Origin of the sequence: Pseudomonas sp. L-22-4S-12 (assembly GCF_009799935.1) — a bacterium.
GTDB lineage: Bacteria > Pseudomonadota > Gammaproteobacteria > Pseudomonadales > Pseudomonadaceae > Aquipseudomonas.
In genome coordinates this window covers 22893-39188 of record NZ_WELL01000003.1, presented here as the reverse complement: position 1 = coordinate 39188, position 16296 = coordinate 22893, and the positions used below count along the sequence as shown (strand labels likewise).

At 60.1% G+C, this 16296-nt stretch carries 26 protein-coding genes; 1 reads left to right on the top strand and 25 read right to left on the bottom strand.

What is annotated here, in order from left to right; genetic code table 11:
• Positions 1-6: 6 nt before the first annotated feature.
• Complete coding sequence (locus tag F3I16_RS09425; protein WP_160493424.1) at positions 7-1401, bottom strand: MFS transporter; 1395 nt, start codon at positions 1399-1401, stop codon at positions 7-9.
• Between the two features lie 133 nt (positions 1402-1534).
• Here F3I16_RS09425 and uvrA point away from each other — a divergent pair, with 133 nt between their 5' ends.
• Positions 1535-4369 (top strand): excinuclease ABC subunit UvrA, encoded by a 2835-nt coding sequence (gene uvrA, locus F3I16_RS09420; protein WP_160493423.1) that lies wholly within the window; start codon positions 1535-1537, stop codon positions 4367-4369.
• Positions 4370-4542: 173 nt separating this feature from the next.
• On the opposite strand, the gene rplQ is transcribed toward uvrA, so the two are convergent.
• The 24 genes from rplQ to rplB form a co-directional block, all read right to left on the bottom strand.
• Positions 4543-4929, bottom strand: coding sequence for a 50S ribosomal protein L17 (rplQ, locus tag F3I16_RS09415; RefSeq protein ID WP_160082900.1), 387 nt, complete (start codon positions 4927-4929; stop codon positions 4543-4545).
• A 43-nt stretch (positions 4930-4972) separates the two neighbouring features.
• Positions 4973-5974, bottom strand: coding sequence for a DNA-directed RNA polymerase subunit alpha (gene rpoA / locus F3I16_RS09410; protein WP_160082902.1), 1002 nt, complete (start codon positions 5972-5974; stop codon positions 4973-4975).
• A gap of 22 nt (positions 5975-5996) precedes the next feature.
• The gene (rpsD, locus tag F3I16_RS09405) at positions 5997-6617 is read right to left on the bottom strand and encodes a 30S ribosomal protein S4 (protein ID WP_160082912.1); all 621 of its coding nucleotides are present in this window, start codon (positions 6615-6617) and stop codon (positions 5997-5999) included.
• A gap of 16 nt (positions 6618-6633) precedes the next feature.
• On the bottom strand, positions 6634-7023 hold the full coding sequence (gene rpsK, locus F3I16_RS09400; RefSeq protein WP_021702690.1) for a 30S ribosomal protein S11: 390 nt from the start codon (positions 7021-7023) through the stop codon (positions 6634-6636).
• 30 nt (positions 7024-7053) lie between these two features.
• Positions 7054-7410, bottom strand: a complete 357-nt coding sequence (gene rpsM, locus F3I16_RS09395; protein ID WP_004883692.1) for a 30S ribosomal protein S13 — start codon at positions 7408-7410, stop codon at positions 7054-7056.
• 133 nt (positions 7411-7543) lie between these two features.
• Positions 7544-7660 (bottom strand): 50S ribosomal protein L36, encoded by a 117-nt coding sequence (rpmJ, locus tag F3I16_RS09390; RefSeq protein ID WP_002555468.1) that lies wholly within the window; start codon positions 7658-7660, stop codon positions 7544-7546.
• A gap of 30 nt (positions 7661-7690) precedes the next feature.
• Complete coding sequence (gene secY / locus F3I16_RS09385; protein ID WP_160082914.1) at positions 7691-9019, bottom strand: preprotein translocase subunit SecY; 1329 nt, start codon at positions 9017-9019, stop codon at positions 7691-7693.
• Positions 9020-9454, bottom strand: coding sequence for a 50S ribosomal protein L15 (rplO, locus tag F3I16_RS09380; protein ID WP_160082916.1), 435 nt, complete (start codon positions 9452-9454; stop codon positions 9020-9022).
• A gap of 3 nt (positions 9455-9457) precedes the next feature.
• Entirely contained in the window at positions 9458-9634 is a 177-nt protein-coding gene (gene rpmD / locus F3I16_RS09375) for a 50S ribosomal protein L30 (protein WP_003176408.1), read from the bottom strand.
• 2 nt (positions 9635-9636) lie between these two features.
• Positions 9637-10164 (bottom strand): 30S ribosomal protein S5, encoded by a 528-nt coding sequence (gene rpsE, locus F3I16_RS09370; RefSeq protein WP_160082918.1) that lies wholly within the window; start codon positions 10162-10164, stop codon positions 9637-9639.
• A gap of 3 nt (positions 10165-10167) precedes the next feature.
• Positions 10168-10518, bottom strand: coding sequence for a 50S ribosomal protein L18 (rplR, locus tag F3I16_RS09365; protein ID WP_021219603.1), 351 nt, complete (start codon positions 10516-10518; stop codon positions 10168-10170).
• A gap of 10 nt (positions 10519-10528) precedes the next feature.
• Positions 10529-11062, bottom strand: coding sequence for a 50S ribosomal protein L6 (gene rplF / locus F3I16_RS09360; RefSeq protein WP_160082920.1), 534 nt, complete (start codon positions 11060-11062; stop codon positions 10529-10531).
• 12 nt (positions 11063-11074) lie between these two features.
• On the bottom strand, positions 11075-11467 hold the full coding sequence (rpsH, locus tag F3I16_RS09355; RefSeq protein WP_160082922.1) for a 30S ribosomal protein S8: 393 nt from the start codon (positions 11465-11467) through the stop codon (positions 11075-11077).
• Positions 11468-11646: 179 nt separating this feature from the next.
• Entirely contained in the window at positions 11647-11952 is a 306-nt protein-coding gene (rpsN, locus tag F3I16_RS09350; RefSeq protein WP_160082924.1) for a 30S ribosomal protein S14, read from the bottom strand.
• A 13-nt stretch (positions 11953-11965) separates the two neighbouring features.
• Positions 11966-12505, bottom strand: coding sequence for a 50S ribosomal protein L5 (rplE, locus tag F3I16_RS09345; protein WP_160082926.1), 540 nt, complete (start codon positions 12503-12505; stop codon positions 11966-11968).
• A gap of 19 nt (positions 12506-12524) precedes the next feature.
• Positions 12525-12839 (bottom strand): 50S ribosomal protein L24, encoded by a 315-nt coding sequence (rplX, locus tag F3I16_RS09340; RefSeq protein WP_160082928.1) that lies wholly within the window; start codon positions 12837-12839, stop codon positions 12525-12527.
• 12 nt (positions 12840-12851) lie between these two features.
• Positions 12852-13220: a 50S ribosomal protein L14 gene (gene rplN, locus F3I16_RS09335; protein WP_160082930.1), complete on the bottom strand. Its 369-nt coding sequence runs from the start codon at positions 13218-13220 to the stop codon at positions 12852-12854.
• Between the two features lie 23 nt (positions 13221-13243).
• Entirely contained in the window at positions 13244-13510 is a 267-nt protein-coding gene (gene rpsQ / locus F3I16_RS09330; protein WP_160082932.1) for a 30S ribosomal protein S17, read from the bottom strand.
• Positions 13511-13512: 2 nt separating this feature from the next.
• Complete coding sequence (gene rpmC / locus F3I16_RS09325) at positions 13513-13704, bottom strand: 50S ribosomal protein L29 (protein ID WP_160082934.1); 192 nt, start codon at positions 13702-13704, stop codon at positions 13513-13515.
• The gene (gene rplP / locus F3I16_RS09320) at positions 13704-14117 is read right to left on the bottom strand and encodes a 50S ribosomal protein L16 (protein WP_160082936.1); all 414 of its coding nucleotides are present in this window, start codon (positions 14115-14117) and stop codon (positions 13704-13706) included. The genes rpmC and rplP overlap by 1 nt, the downstream gene beginning before the upstream one ends.
• Positions 14118-14129: 12 nt before the next feature.
• Complete coding sequence (gene rpsC / locus F3I16_RS09315) at positions 14130-14816, bottom strand: 30S ribosomal protein S3 (RefSeq protein ID WP_160082938.1); 687 nt, start codon at positions 14814-14816, stop codon at positions 14130-14132.
• A gap of 13 nt (positions 14817-14829) precedes the next feature.
• Positions 14830-15162: a 50S ribosomal protein L22 gene (gene rplV / locus F3I16_RS09310; protein ID WP_003103908.1), complete on the bottom strand. Its 333-nt coding sequence runs from the start codon at positions 15160-15162 to the stop codon at positions 14830-14832.
• 11 nt (positions 15163-15173) lie between these two features.
• Entirely contained in the window at positions 15174-15449 is a 276-nt protein-coding gene (gene rpsS, locus F3I16_RS09305; protein ID WP_010486981.1) for a 30S ribosomal protein S19, read from the bottom strand.
• A 16-nt stretch (positions 15450-15465) separates the two neighbouring features.
• Positions 15466-16290 carry a 50S ribosomal protein L2 gene (gene rplB / locus F3I16_RS09300; protein WP_160082940.1) on the bottom strand — a complete coding sequence of 275 codons (825 nt, stop codon included), beginning with the start codon at positions 16288-16290 and terminating at the stop codon, positions 15466-15468.
• Positions 16291-16296 lie beyond the last annotated feature (6 nt).

The following is a 16296-nucleotide window of genomic DNA, read 5'->3' as shown; positions in this document are numbered from 1 at the left end:
GTTCTCCTAAGCTGAATGCGTAACCGGCGCCTCTTCGAGCTCCCGCTCGAGCAACGCACGATCCAATTGTTGGGTGTCCACTTTGATGTACAGGGCCGCTTCCTCGGCGACAACCACGGCGTCACTGACGCCGGGGATGGCCAGCAGGCGCCCCACCAGTCCGCTATCGGCCAGGGCCGCACTACTCAGCGGCCGGCGCAGACTGGTCACGTAAGGCGGCTCGCGCATAGTAGCAGCTATAAAAACCCAGAAAAGAGCCAGCAGCGCACATCCGACGAACACGGCGCCGAGGCCGCCGAACTGGTACAGCCAGCCGCCGAGGATGCCGCCCAGCGCCGCGCCGAGGAACTGGCTGGTGGAGTACACGCCCATCGCCGTGCCCTTGCCGCCGGCCGGCGAGACCTTGCTGATCAGCGACGGCAGCGAAGCCTCCAGCAGGTTGAACGCGGTGAAGAACAGGACGATGCCCACCACCAGCAGGCGCAGGCTGCTGCCGCACAGCCAGAAGAACAGCTCGCAGAGCAGCAACACCAGCACCGCGCCGGTCAGCACGCGCTTCATCTGGCGTTTCTTCTCGGCGTAGATGATGAACGGCACCATGCCGAAGAAGCCGATCAGCAGCGCACTGAGGTAGACCCACCAGTGCTCTTCCTTGGCCAGCCCGCCCTGCTCCACCAGCGCCAGCGGCAGGGCGATGAAGCTGGCCATGAGGATGGCGTGGAGGACGAAGATGCCCAGGTCCAGGCGCAGCAGGTCGGGATTGCGCAGGGTCGGCCACAGCGCCTGCCTGGCCACTCCGGACTCGCGGTGCTGCAGGGTGCTGGAAGCACGCGGGACCATGCCGGCGACGATCAGGATGCCCAGCAGGGCCATGCCGGAAGTGACCCAGAACAGCCCGGACAGGCCATAGGCGCGGGTCAGCAGCGGGCCGGTGACCATGGCCACGGCGAACGACAGGCCGATGCTCATGCCGATCATGGCCATGGCCTTGGTGCGGTGCTGTTCGCGGGTGAGGTCGGAGAGCAGCGCCATCACCGCCGCGGAAATCGCCCCGGCGCCCTGCAGCACGCGGCCGGCAATCACTCCCCAGATGGAATCGGCGGTGGCCGCCAGGGCCGCGCCGACGGCGAAGATCAGCAGGCCGACGTAGATCACCGGCAAACGGCCGATGCGGTCGGAGAGGATGCCGAAGGGAATCTGCAGCAGTGCCTGGGTCAGGCCGTAGGCACCGATGGCCAGGCCGATCAGCAACGGCGTGGCACCGGCCAGGTCCATGCCGTAGGTGGCCAGCACCGGCAACACCATGAACATGCCCAGCATGCGGAAGGCGAACACCAGGGCCAGGCCGCTAGCCGCGCGGGTCTCGCCGGCGCTCATGCGCTCGCTGTGCGGATCGTGCATCGATAAACCCCATGAAAACGAGGCGGCGATTCTAGCAGCCACAGCCCGTGCGGCACAGGCGTGACGCTTTGCCGCTCACCGGCGCGCAGCCGTATACTTGGCGGTTTCCAGGCGCCAAACGAGGCTGCTGTTCGTGGATAAGATTCTGATTCGTGGGGCACGTACCCATAACCTGAAAAACATCGACCTGACCCTGCCGCGCGACAAGCTGATCGTGATCACCGGCCTGTCCGGCTCCGGCAAGTCGTCGCTGGCCTTCGACACCCTCTACGCCGAGGGCCAGCGCCGCTACGTCGAGTCGCTGTCGGCCTACGCCCGGCAGTTCCTGTCGATGATGGAAAAGCCCGACGTCGATACCATCGAAGGCCTGTCGCCGGCGATCTCCATCGAACAGAAGTCCACCTCGCACAACCCGCGTTCCACCGTCGGCACCATCACCGAGATCTACGACTACCTGCGCCTGCTCTACGCCCGCGTCGGTATTCCGCGCTGCCCGGACCACGACCTGCCACTGGAAGCGCAGACCGTCAGCCAGATGGTCGACCAGGTGCTGGCCCTGCCCGAAGGCAGCAAGCTGATGCTGCTGGCCCCGGTGATCCGCGAGCGCAAGGGCGAGCACCTGTCGGTGTTCGAGGAACTGCGCGCCCAGGGCTTCGTCCGCGCGCGGGTCAACGGCAAGCTGTATGAGCTGGATGAACTGCCCAAGCTGGACAAGCAGAAGAAGCACTCCATCGACGTGGTGGTCGACCGCTTCAAGGTGCGCGAGGACCTGCAGCAGCGCCTGGCCGAGTCGTTCGAGACCGCACTGAAACTGGCCGACGGCCTGGCCCTGGTGGCGCCGATGGATGACGAGTTGGGCGAGGAAATCATCTTCTCCGCGCGCTTCGCCTGCCCGGTCTGCGGCCATTCGATCAGCGAACTGGAACCCAAGCTGTTTTCCTTCAACAACCCGGCCGGCGCCTGCCCGACCTGCGACGGCCTGGGCGTGAAGCAGTTCTTCGACACCCGCCGCCTGGTCAATGGCGAGCTGACCCTGGCCGAAGGGGCGATCCGCGGCTGGGACCGGCGCAACGTCTACTACTTCCAGATGCTCGGCTCGCTGGCCGCGCACTACGGCTTCAGCCTGGAGGTGCCGTTCGAGGAACTCAGCCAGGAAGACCGCCAGGCCATCCTGCACGGCAGCGGCAAGGACAACGTCGAGTTCCGCTACCTCAACGACCGCGGCGACATCGTCAAGCGCGCGCACCCCTTCGAAGGCATCGTGCCGAACCTGGAACGCCGCTACCGCGAGACCGAGTCGACCACCGTGCGCGAGGAGCTGGCCAAGTTCCTCAGCACCCAGGCCTGCCAGGATTGCCGCGGCACCCGCCTGCGCCGCGAAGCCCGCCACGTATGGGTCGGCGAGCGCACCCTGCCCGCCGTCACCGGCCTGCCGATCGGTGATGCCGCCGACTACTTCGGCAGCCTGACGCTGACCGGCCGGCGTGGCGAGATCGCCGACAAGATCCTCAAGGAAATCCGCGAGCGCCTGCAGTTCCTGGTCAACGTCGGCCTCGACTACCTGACCCTGGACCGCAGCGCCGACACCCTGTCCGGCGGCGAGGCCCAGCGCATCCGCCTGGCCAGCCAGATCGGCGCTGGCCTGGTCGGCGTCATGTATATCCTCGACGAGCCGAGTATCGGCCTGCACCAGCGCGACAACGAGCGCCTGCTCGGCACCCTCAAGCACCTGCGCGACATCGGCAACACGGTGATAGTCGTCGAGCACGACGAGGACGCCATCCGCCTGGCCGACTACGTGGTGGATATCGGCCCGGGCGCCGGCGTGCACGGCGGGCGCGTCGTCGCCGAAGGTACGGCAGCCGAAGTCATGGCTCACCCCGACTCGCTGACCGGCAAGTACCTGTCCGGCCGCGAGAAGATCCGTTATCCGGCAAGCCGTACCCCGCGCAACAAGAAGCTGGCGCTGAAGATCAAGGGCGCGCGCGGCAACAACCTGCGCAACGTCGACCTGGAGATCCCGCTCGGCCTGCTCACCTGCGTCACCGGCGTGTCCGGTTCGGGCAAGTCGACGCTGATCAACAACACCCTGTTCCCGCTGGCGGCCACCGCGCTGAATGGCGCCACCACCCTGGAAGCCGCCGCCCACGACAGCATCGACGGCCTGCAGCACCTGGACAAGGTGGTCGACATCGACCAGAGCCCGATCGGCCGCACGCCGCGCTCCAACCCGGCGACCTACACCGGCCTGTTCACCCCCATTCGCGAGCTGTTCGCCGGCGTACCGGAGTCGCGCTCGCGCGGCTACGGCGCCGGGCGCTTCTCCTTCAACGTCAAGGGCGGACGCTGCGAAGCCTGCCAGGGCGACGGCCTGATCAAGGTGGAGATGCACTTCCTGCCGGACATCTACGTGCCGTGCGACGTGTGCAAGAGCAAGCGCTACAACCGCGAAACCCTGGAGATCAAGTACAAGAGCAAGAGCATCCACGAGGTGCTGGAGATGACCATCGAGGAGGCCCGCGAGTTCTTCGACGCTGTGCCGGCGCTGGCGCGCAAGCTGCAGACCCTGATGGATGTCGGCCTGTCCTACATCAAGCTCGGTCAGTCGGCAACCACCCTGTCCGGCGGCGAGGCGCAGCGGGTCAAGCTGAGCCGCGAGTTGTCCAAGCGCGACACCGGCAAGACCCTGTACATCCTCGACGAACCGACCACCGGCCTGCACTTCGCCGATATCCAGCAACTGCTCGACGTGCTGCATCGCCTGCGCGACCACGGCAACACCGTGGTGGTGATCGAGCACAACCTGGACGTGATCAAGACCGCCGACTGGCTGGTCGACCTCGGCCCCGAGGGCGGCTCCAAGGGCGGCATGATCATCGCCACCGGCACTCCGGAAGAAGTCGCCGAGATGCCACAGTCGCACACCGGGCACTTCCTCAAGCCGCTGTTGGAGCGTGATCGGGGCTAAACCAGCCGCACAACAAAAGGCCGGGCAATGCCCGGCCTTTTGCTGCGTGTGCTATCCGAGCTTAGCGCAGGCGCTCGCAAGAGCGGCTGCGAGCGAGCCCACACCTGCGCACGCCTTTTCTGCAGACACAAAAAACCGGGCGCTAGGCCCGGTTCTTCGCAGACGGTTAAGTCTTACTCGGCGTCTACTGCTGCGCCGCCGACCGGACGGTCGACCAGCTCAACATAAGCCATCGGAGCATTGTCGCCAGCGCGGAAACCGCACTTGAGGATACGCAGGTAACCGCCCTGACGGGTGGCGTAGCGCTTGCCCAGATCGTTGAACAGTTTGCCGACGATGGCTTTCGAACGAGTACGGTCGAAGGCCAGACGACGGTTGGCAACGCTGTCTTCTTTAGCCAGAGTGATCAGCGGCTCGGCAACGCGGCGCAGTTCTTTGGCTTTCGGCAGAGTAGTTTTGATCAGCTCGTGCTCGAACAGCGAAACCGCCATGTTCTGGAACATGGCCTTGCGGTGGGCGCTGGTGCGGCTGAGGTGACGGCCACTTTTACGATGACGCATGGTTAAATTCCTTACCAAACTTCAAGTTCGGTGATCGTGACGATCAGGCAGTCGCCTTATCGTCTTTTTTCAGGCTTGCCGGCGGCCAGTTGTCGAGACGCATGCCGAGGGACAGGCCACGGGAGGCCAGAACGTCCTTAATCTCGGTCAGCGACTTCTTGCCCAGGTTCGGAGTCTTCAACAGTTCTACTTCGGTACGCTGGATCAGGTCGCCGATGTAGTAAATGTTCTCCGCCTTGAGGCAGTTGGCCGAACGAACGGTCAGTTCAAGGTCGTCAACCGGACGCAGCAGGATCGGATCGATCTCGTCTTCCTGCTCAACCACGACCGGCTCGCTGTCACCTTTGAGGTCGACGAACGCGGCCAGCTGCTGCTGCAGGATGGTCGCGGCACGACGGATAGCCTCTTCCGGATCCAGAGTACCGTTGGTTTCCAGGTCAATGACCAGTTTATCCAGGTTGGTACGCTGCTCGACGCGGGCGTTTTCGACCACGTAGGCCACGCGACGGACCGGGCTGAACGAGGAGTCCAGCTGCAGACGGCCGATGCTACGGCTCTCGTCTTCATCGCTCTGACGGGCATCAGCCGGTTCGTAGCCACGGCCACGACGTACGGTGAGCTTCATGTTCAGAGCGCCGTTGTCCGCCAGGTTGGCGATAACGTGATCGCCGTTGACGATCTCGACATCGTGATCCAGCTGAATATCGGCAGCAGTGACCACACCCGAGCCCTTCTTGGCCAGAGTCAGGGTGACTTCGTCACGACCGTGCAGCTTGATAGCCAGGCCTTTGAGGTTCAGGAGGATCTCAATGACATCTTCCTGAACACCTTCGATGGCGCTGTACTCGTGGAGTACACCGTCAATCTCGGCCTCGACTACTGCACAGCCAGGCATGGAGGACAACAGGATGCGACGCAGCGCGTTGCCCAGGGTGTGGCCAAAGCCACGCTCGAGAGGCTCGAGAGTGATCTTGGCGCGGGTCGAACTGACCACCTGCACATCGATGTGGCGGGGGGTCAGGAACTCATTTACCGAAATCTGCATGGATGCACCTATTTTCTAGCCCTTACTTGGAGTAGAGCTCGACAATCAGGCTTTCGTTGATGTCGGCAGACAGGTCGCTGCGAGCCGGGACGTTCTTGAAAACGCCAGACTTCTTCTCAGCATCCACTTCTACCCACTCAACGCGACCGCGTTGTGCGCACAGCTCGAGAGCTTGCACGATGCGCAGTTGGTTCTTCGCCTTTTCGCGAACTGCCACGACGTCACCAGCTTTGACCTGGTAGGACGGGACGTTCACGGTCGAACCGTTCACGGTGATCGCCTTGTGCGATACCAGCTGACGGGATTCGGCACGGGTAGCACCAAAGCCCATACGGTAAATCACGTTATCCAGACGGCACTCCAGCAGTTGCAGGAGGTTTTCGCCGGTAGCGCCCTTACGGCTGGCAGCCAGTTTGTAGTAGCTGCTGAACTGACGCTCCAGAACACCGTAGATGCGGCGAACTTTCTGCTTCTCACGCAGCTGGGTACCGTAGTCGGACTGACGGCCACGGCGAGCGCCGTGCTGGCCAGGAGCCGATTCGATGTTGCATTTCGATTCAAGCGCGCGCGCACCACTCTTCAGGAAGAGATCGGTGCCTTCACGACGAGACAGTTTGCATTTGGGACCAATGTAACGAGCCATTCTTCACTGTCTCCTATTACACGCGACGCTTCTTCGGCGGACGGCACCCGTTATGCGGGATTGGCGTCACGTCGGTGATGCTGGCGATTTTGTAGCCGCAGGCGTTCAGAGCACGCACAGCGGATTCGCGACCAGGACCTGGGCCCTTGACGTTGACGTCGAGGTTTTTCAGGCCGTATTCCAGGGCTGCTTGACCAGCACGCTCGGCAGCCACCTGGGCAGCGAACGGGGTGCTCTTACGGGAGCCGCGGAAACCGGAACCACCGGAGGTAGCCCAGGACAGGGCGTTACCTTGACGGTCGGTAATGGTCACGATGGTGTTGTTGAAAGACGCGTGAATGTGGGCGATCCCATCAACCACTGTCTTTTTGACTTTCTTACGAGTACGAGCAGCAGGCTTAGCCATGACTTATTTCCTGTCGATTCGCGGGCGCAATTACTTGCGGATCGGCTTACGCGGGCCCTTGCGGGTACGCGCGTTGGTCTTGGTGCGCTGACCGCGGACCGGAAGGCCGCGGCGATGGCGCAGGCCGCGGTAGCAACCCAGGTCCATCAGACGCTTGATTTTCATGTTGATTTCGCGGCGCAGGTCACCTTCAGTGGTGAACTTGGCGACTTCGCCACGCAGCTGCTCGATCTGCTCGTCAGAGAGATCTTTGATCTTTGCCGCCGGGTTGACGCCGGTGGTTGCACAGATTTTCTGTGCAGTGGTGCGACCAACACCGTAGATGTAGGTCAGCGAGATAACAGTGTGCTTGTTATCCGGAATGTTGACGCCTGCAATACGGGCCATTCAGTGGAACTCCAATTGACAGCTACCCACGCCCTGGAAGCCAAGAAATAGGGCGCGCGATATTAGCGCTGTAATAACAAAGAATCAACCCGGCAGCGCACTAGCTGCCGGGCTCATTACGCGTAAATCACACTCAGCCTTGGCGCTGCTTGTGACGCGGCTCCGCGCTGCAGATCACGCGAACAACACCTTCGCGGCGAATGATCTTGCAGTTGCGGCACAGCTTCTTGACCGATGCACGAACTTTCATCAGTAACTCCTAGAACCTTACGGTGCGATGTCAGCGGAGCATGCCGCCGCCATAACCCTTCAGGTTGGCTTTCTTCATCAGGGATTCGTACTGGTGCGAAACGAGGTGAGATTGCACTTGAGACATAAAGTCCATCACAACCACGACCACGATCAGCAACGAGGTCCCGCCAAGGTAGAACGGTACATTCGCCGCAACCACCAGGAACTGGGGCAGCAGGCAAACAGCCGTCATGTACAGAGCACCGAACATGGTCAAGCGGGTCAGCACGCCATCGATATAGCGCGCAGATTGCTCACCCGGACGGATACCCGGAATAAAGGCACCGGACTTCTTCAGGTTTTCCGCTACGTCTTTCGGGTTGAACATCAGCGCCGTATAGAAGAAGCAGAAGAAAACGATCCCTGCACTAAACAGCAGAATGTTCAACGGCTGACCGGGAGCGATCGCCTGCGAAATATCCTGCAGCCAGCCCAGACCCTCGGACTGACCGAACCAGGAACCCAGCGAGGCCGGGAACAGCAGGATACTGCTGGCGAAAATGGCCGGGATCACGCCCGCCATGTTCACCTTCAGGGGCAGGTGGCTGGTCTGCGCAGCGAAGACCTTGCGGCCCTGCTGACGCTTGGCGTAGTGCACCGCAATGCGACGCTGACCACGCTCAATGAACACCACGAAACCGATGATCGCTACCGCCAGCAGACCGATGGCAATCAGGGCGAAGATATTGATATCGCCCTGACGGGCAGACTCGAAAGACTGCCCGATTGCCGACGGCAAGCCGGCCACGATGCCAGCAAAAATCAGCATCGAGATACCGTTGCCGACACCGCGCTCGGTGATTTGCTCGCCCAGCCACATCATGAACATGGCACCCGACACAAAGGTCGTCACCGCCACGAAGTGGAAGCCGAAATCAGTCGAAAACGCTACACCCTGGCTCGCCAGGCCGACGGACATGCCGACAGCCTGAACGATAGCCAGGATCAAAGTGCCGTAGCGGGTGTACTGGCTGATCTTGCGACGGCCAGCTTCCCCTTCCTTCTTCAACTGCTCCAGCTGCGGGCTGACGACGGTCATCAGCTGCATGATGATCGATGCCGAAATGTACGGCATGATCCCCAGTGCAAAGATGCTCATCCGCTCCAGCGCGCCGCCGGAAAACATGTTGAACAGGCTAAGAATGGTCCCCTCGTTCTGCCGGAACAGCTCGGCCAGCCGGTCAGGGTTGATTCCGGGCACCGGAATATGCGCTCCGATCCGATAGACGATGATCGCCAGGAACAGGAAACGCAGCCGAGCCCACAGCTCGGACAACCCGCCATTGCTGAGCGCTGAGAGAGCACCTTGCTTAGCCATTTAGTCCTCGAACTTGCCGCCAGCTGCTTCGATAGCCGCACGCGCACCTTTGGTGGCGGCGATACCTTTCAGGGTAACCGCACGAGTAACCTCGCCGGACAGCATGACTTTCACACGCCGTACGTTTTGGTTAATCAGGTTGGCATCCTTCAGCGACTGCACGGTAACGACATCGCCTTCCACCTTGGCCAGCTCGGAAGTGCGCACTTCGGCGCGGTCCATGGCTTTCAGGGAAACGAAGCCGAACTTCGGCAGACGACGGTGCAACGGCTGTTGACCACCCTCGAAACCCGGAGCGATGGTGCCACCGGAGCGGGAGGTCTGACCCTTGTGGCCGCGGCCACCGGTCTTGCCCAAACCGCTACCGATACCACGACCCGGACGATGCTTCTCGCGACGGGAACCCGGCGCAGGACTCAGATCATTGAGTTTCATCGATTAACCCTCGACGCGCAGCATGTAGTAAGCCTTATTGATCATCCCGCGATTCTCGGGAGTATCCTGGACTTCTACAGTGTGACCGATGCGACGCAGACCCAGACCCTTAACGCACAGTTTGTGGTTAGGGATACGACCGGTCATGCTCTTGATCAGCGTAACTTTGACAGTAGCCATGATCAGCGGATCTCCTCAACGCTCTTGCCGCGCTTGGCAGCAATGGACTGAGGGGACTGCATGGCCTTCAGACCCTTGAAGGTGGCATGAACCACGTTCACCGGGTTAGTCGAGCCGTAGCACTTGGCCAGAACGTTCTGCACGCCCGCCACTTCCAGCACAGCACGCATGGCGCCGCCAGCGATGATGCCGGTACCTTCGGAAGCCGGCTGCATGAACACGTGGGACGCGCCATGAACTGCCTTCATCGGGTATTGCAGGGTGGTGCCGTTCAGGTCGACCTGAATCATGTTGCGGCGTGCAGCTTCCATCGCTTTCTGGATGGCAGCAGGCACTTCGCGGGACTTGCCACGACCGAAGCCAACACGACCATTGCCATCACCCACCACGGTCAACGCGGTGAAAGTGAAGATACGGCCGCCTTTGACGGTCTTGGCAACGCGATTAACCTGCACCAGTTTCTCGGTGTAGCCATCGCTCTGGGCATCGTCACGGTTACCGCGATCGCGCTTTTGCTCGTTATTTGCCATAACTTAGAACTCCAGCCCGCCTTCACGAGCAGCATCAGCCAGCGCTTTCACGCGGCCGTGGTACTTGAAGCCAGAACGATCGAACGCAACCTGGGTAACGCCAGCGGCTTTCGCACGCTCGGCAACCAGCTGGCCAACCTTCTTGGCCGCGTCGACGTTGCCAGTGGCGCCGTCACGCAGTTCTTTGTCCAGAGTCGAGGCGGTAGCCAGGACCTTGGCGCCGTCGGCCGAAATGACCTGGGCGTAGATGTGCTGGGAAGAGCGGTACACGCAGAGGCGTACGGTTTCCAGCTCGCGCATTTTCAGGCGTGCCTTGCGAGCGCGACGCAGACGAGTTTCTTTCTTTACGCTCATTTGCTATGCCCTACTTCTTCTTAGCTTCTTTACGACGGACGACTTCGTCGGCGTAACGCACACCCTTGCCTTTGTAAGGCTCTGGCGGACGGAAGTCGCGAATCTCGGCAGCCACCTGACCAACCTTCTGCTTGTCGATGCCCTTGATCAGGATATCGGTCTGGCTCGGGGTCTCAGCGGTAATGCCTTCCGGCAGTTCGTAGTCCACCGGGTGCGAGAAGCCAAGAGCAAGGTTCAGCACCTGGCCTTTAGCCTGGGCTTTGTAACCCACACCAACCAGTTGCAGCTTGCGCTCAAAGCCCTGGCTTACGCCAATGACCATGTTGTTGACCAACGCACGAGTGGTACCGGCCATGGCACGATTCTGCTGATCGCCATTACGCGCAGCAAAACGCAGCTCACCAGCTTCCTGGGTCACTTCCACGGACGAATGTACATTCAGCTCCAGGGTGCCCTTGGCGCCCTTAACCGAAAGCCGCTGGCCAGCGAGACTGATCTCGACACCTGCCGGCAGCTTGACGGGGTTCTTAGCAACGCGAGACATGCTTATCCCCCCTTAGAACACAGTGCAAAGCACTTCGCCGCCGACACCGGCAGCGCGCGCAGCGCGATCCGTCATCACACCTTTGTTGGTGGAGACGATGGATACACCGAGACCGCCGCGAACTTTCGGCAGCTGGTCGACGGGCTTGTACTGACGCAGACCAGGGCGGCTGACGCGCTTTACTTCTTCAATGACCGGACGGCCCTCGAAGTACTTCAGCTCGATGGACAGCTGCGGTTTTACGTCGCTGCTGATCTGATAACCCGCAATATAACCTTCGTCTTTCAGAACTTTGGCTACAGCCACCTTCAGCTTGGAAGACGGCATGCTTACGACGGACTTTTCAGCCATCTGGGCATTACGGATACGAGTTAGCATGTCCGCTAACGGGTCCTGCATACTCATGGGCTAGATGCTCCTAAACAAAAAGAACAGCCTTACGGCTGGAACCATCCTGAACCGACGACTAAAAGCCAGGCTCAGGAGAGCCGGACATTCTAGAGATCGATCAAAAATGAATCAAGCCCCAAAAGGGGCTTGATGCATAGAAAGACAAAGCCGGCACTAGGCCGGCTTCGCTTTTGTTACCAGCTGGCCTTGACCAGACCCGGTACATCACCGCGCATCGCCGCTTCGCGCAGCTTGTTACGGCCGAGGCCGAACTTGCGGTACACGCCGTGCGGACGGCCGGTGATGCGGCAACGGTTACGCAGGCGGCTGGCGCTGGCGTCACGCGGTTGCTTTTGCAGGGCGACCTGGGCTTCCCAACGCTGCTCCGGAGTGGAGTTCGGGTTGGCGATGACAGCTTTCAGCTCGGCACGCTTTTTGGCGTACTTGGCTACCGTTTGCTGACGCTTCAGCTCACGGTTTTTCATGCTCATTTTGGCCATGATCCAACTCCAATCAGTTGCGGAACGGGAACTTGAATGCACGCAGCAGAGCGCGGCCTTCGTCGTCCGTACGGGCAGTGGTGGTCAGGGTGATGTCCAGACCACGCAGCGCATCGATCTTGTCGTAATCGATTTCCGGGAAAATGATCTGCTCTTTGACGCCCATGCTGTAGTTGCCACGACCGTCGAAGGACTTGGCATTCAGGCCGCGGAAGTCACGCACGCGCGGCAGGGAGATCGCGAGCAGGCGATCCAGGAATTCATACATACGATCGCGACGCAGGGTCACCTTGACGCCGATCGGCCAACCCTCACGAACCTTGAAGCCTGCAATCGACTTGCGGGCGTAGGTCACGACGGCTTTCTGACCGGTGATCTTTTCCATGTCGGCAACAGCGTGCTCGATGACTTTCTTGTCGCCGATCGCTTCGCCCAGACCCATGTTCAGGGTGATCTTGGTAACGCGCGGAACTTCCATCACGTTGCCCAGCTTCAGCTCTTCCTTCAGCTTGGGCGCGATTTCTTTCCGGTAAATCTCTTTCAGTCGTGCCATGGTGTTCTACCTATGATTCTCAAGCGCCAACCGGCTTTTGGGTGGACTTGAAGACACGAATCTTTTTGCCGTCTTCGACTTTGAAACCAACGCGGTCAGCCTTGTTGGTTTCACCGTTGAAAATGGCGACGTTAGAGACGTGCAGAGGCGCCTCTTTCTCGACGATACCGCCCTGGGCGCCCAGCATCGGGTTCGGCTTGGTGTGGCGCTTCACCAGGTTGATCCCACCAACGACCAGACGGTCGTCAGCGAGAACCTTGAGCACCTTGCCACGCTTACCTTTGTCTTTGCCGGCGATCACGATGATCTCGTCGTCACGACGAATCTTTTGCATGACGGCTTCTCCTTACAGCACTTCGGGGGCGAGCGAGACGATCTTCATGAACTTCTCAGAACGAAGCTCACGAGTCACTGGCCCGAAGATACGGGTGCCGATCGGCTCTTGCTTGTTGTTCAGCAGAACAGCAGCGTTGCCATCAAAGCGGATGATCGAGCCATCAGGACGACGTACGCCGTGACGGGTACGGACCACAACAGCGGTCATTACCTGGCCTTTCTTCACTTTACCGCGCGGAATTGCTTCCTTCACGGTGACCTTGATGATGTCGCCAATACCGGCGTAACGACGGTGCGAACCACCCAGGACCTTGATGCACATAACGCGACGAGCGCCGCTGTTGTCAGCGACCTCGAGCATGGATTGAGTCTGAATCATATAATTTCTCCGACCCCTAGTCCTTAGACTTCCACGGCACGTTCGACGACTTCGACCAATGCCCAAGACTTGGTCTTGGCCAGCGGACGGGTCTCACGGATGGTGACCTTGTCGCCGATGTGGCACTGGTTGGTTTCGTCGTGGGCGTGCAGCTTGGTCGAACGCTTCACGTATTTACCGTAGATCGGGTGCTTAACACGACGCTCGATCAGAACGGTAATGGTCTTGTCCATTTTGTCGCTGACGACGCGGCCAGTCAGCGTGCGGACGGTTTTCTCAGCTTCAGCCATGATTACTTACCTGCCTGCTGGGTGAGCACAGTCTTCACGCGAGCAATGTCGCGCTTCACTTGCGAGAGCAGGTGAGACTGCCCCAACTGACCAGTTGCCTTCTGCATGCGCAGATTGAACTGGTCGCGCAGCAGACCGAGCAGTTGCTCGTTCAGCTGCTGAACCGATTTTTCACGAAGTTCATTCGCTTTCATCACATCACCGTCCGCTTAACAAAGGAGGTGGCGAGGGGCAGCTTTGCAGCAGCCAGGGCGAAAGCCTCACGCGCCAGCTCTTCTGGAACACCTTCGATCTCGTACAGCACCTTGCCCGGCTGGATCTGCGCCACCCAGTACTCAACGCCGCCCTTCCCTTTACCCATACGAACTTCGAGGGGCTTTTTGGTTACAGGCTTGTCCGGGAACACACGGATCCAGATTTTACCGCCACGCTTAACGTGACGAGTCAGGGCACGACGAGCCGACTCGATCTGACGAGCAGTCAGACGGCCACGTGCAACAGCTTTCAGGGCGAATTCGCCGAAGCTGACTTTGCTACCGCGCTGAGCCAGACCACGGTTGTGGCCAGTCATCTGCTTGCGGAATTTTGTACGCTTGGGTTGCAGCATTTTGCGTACTCCTTACTTGGCAGCTTTTTTACGAGGAGCGGGCGCTTGAGGTTTCAGCTCTTCTTTGAGGCCACCAATGACCTCACCTTTGAAGATCCAAACCTTCACGCCGATCACACCGTAAGTGGTGTGCGCTTCGTAAGTGGCGTAATCGATATCGGCACGCAGGGTGTGCAGAGGCACACGACCTTCGCGATACCACTCGGTACGGGCGATTTCTGCACCACCAAGACGACCGCTTACCTGGATCTTGATGCCCTTGGCACCAATACGCATGGCGTTTTGTACGGCACGTTTCATGGCGCGGCGGAACATCACACGACGCTCCAGCTGCTGAGCAACGCTCTGCGCTACCAACAGACCGTCGAGTTCCGGCTTGCGGATCTCTTCGATGTTGATGTGCACCGGCACACCCATTTGCTTGGTCAGGTCCTGACGCAGCTTCTCAACATCTTCACCTTTCTTGCCGATCACGATGCCGGGACGAGCGGTGTGGATGGTGATGCGTGCAGTCTGAGCCGGACGAGCGATGTCGATACGGCTTACGGACGCGCTTTTTAGTTTGTCTTGGAGGTACTCACGGACCTTGAGGTCGGCAAACAGATAATCAGCGTATTGACGCTTGTCTGCGTACCAAACGGAGGTGTGCTCCTTGACGATTCCCAGGCGAATGCCAGTGGGATGTACTTTCTGACCCATCTGATCGACTCCGTTACTTGTCCGCAACCTTGACAGTGATATGGCAAGACCGCTTGACGATGCGATCAGCGCGGCCTTTGGCACGCGGCATGATGCGCTTCAGCGAACGCCCTTCGTTGACGAAGACGGTGCTGACCTTCAGGTCATCAACGTCAGCGCCTTCGTTATGCTCGGCGTTGGCTACGGCCGACTCCAGCACTTTTTTCATGATCTCGGCGGCTTTCTTACTGCTGAAAGCCAGGAGGTTGAGCGCTTCGCCCACCTTCTTCCCGCGGATCTGGTCGGCGACCAAGCGGGCTTTCTGGGCAGAGATGCGAGCGCCCGACAACTTAGCGGCTACTTCCATTTCCTTACCCCTTAACGCTTGGCTTTCTTGTCCGCCACGTGCCCACGATAAGTGCGGGTACCAGCGAACTCGCCGAGTTTGTGGCCGACCATGTCTTCGTTCACGAGAACCGGGACATGCTGACGACCGTTATGTACAGCAATGGTCAGACCGACCATCTGCGGCAGGATCATGGAACGGCGCGACCAGGTTTTAACCGGCTTGCGATCATTCTTTTCCACCGCCACTTCGATCTTCTTCAGTAGGTGAAGATCGATAAAAGGACCTTTTTTCAGAGAACGCGGCACTGTCGTATCCCTCTAGTTACTTGCGACGACGGACGATCATTTTATCGGTGCGCTTGTTACCACGAGTCTTCGCGCCCTTAGTCGGGAAGCCCCATGGAGACACCGGATGACGGCCACCAGAGGTACGACCTTCACCACCACCATGTGGGTGGTCTACCGGGTTCATCGCCACGCCGCGAACGGTCGGACGAACACCACGCCAGCGCTTGGCACCCGCTTTACCCAGCGAACGCAGGCTGTGCTCGGAGTTCGAGACTTCGCCCAGGGTCGCACGGCATTCGGCCAGTACTTTGCGCATCTCGCCGGAGCGCAGACGCAGGGTGACGTAAGCACCTTCACGAGCAACCAGCTGAGCCGAAGCACCAGCGGAACGCGCGATCTGAGCGCCTTTGCCTGGCTTCAGTTCGATACCGTGAACGGTCGAACCCACCGGGATGCTGCGCAGCGACATGCTGTTGCCAGCCTTGATCGGAGCAGCGGCACCAGCGATCAGCTGGTCACCAGCACTCACACCTTTCGGCGCGATGATGTAGCGACGCTCACCGTCTGCATACATCAGCAGAGCGATGTGTGCGGTACGGTTCGGATCGTATTCGATACGCTCGACAGTGGCTGGGATGCCATCTTTGTCGTTACGACGGAAATCGACCAGACGATAGTGCTGCTTGTGACCACCACCGATGTGGCGAGTGGTGATACGACCGTTGTTGTTACGGCCGCCAGTCTTCGACTTCTTCTCGAGCAGCGGAGCATAAGGAGCGCCTTTGTGCAGCTCCTGATTGACCACCTTGACCACGAAACGGCGGCCAGCGGAAGTCGGTTTGCATTTAACGATTGCCATGATGCA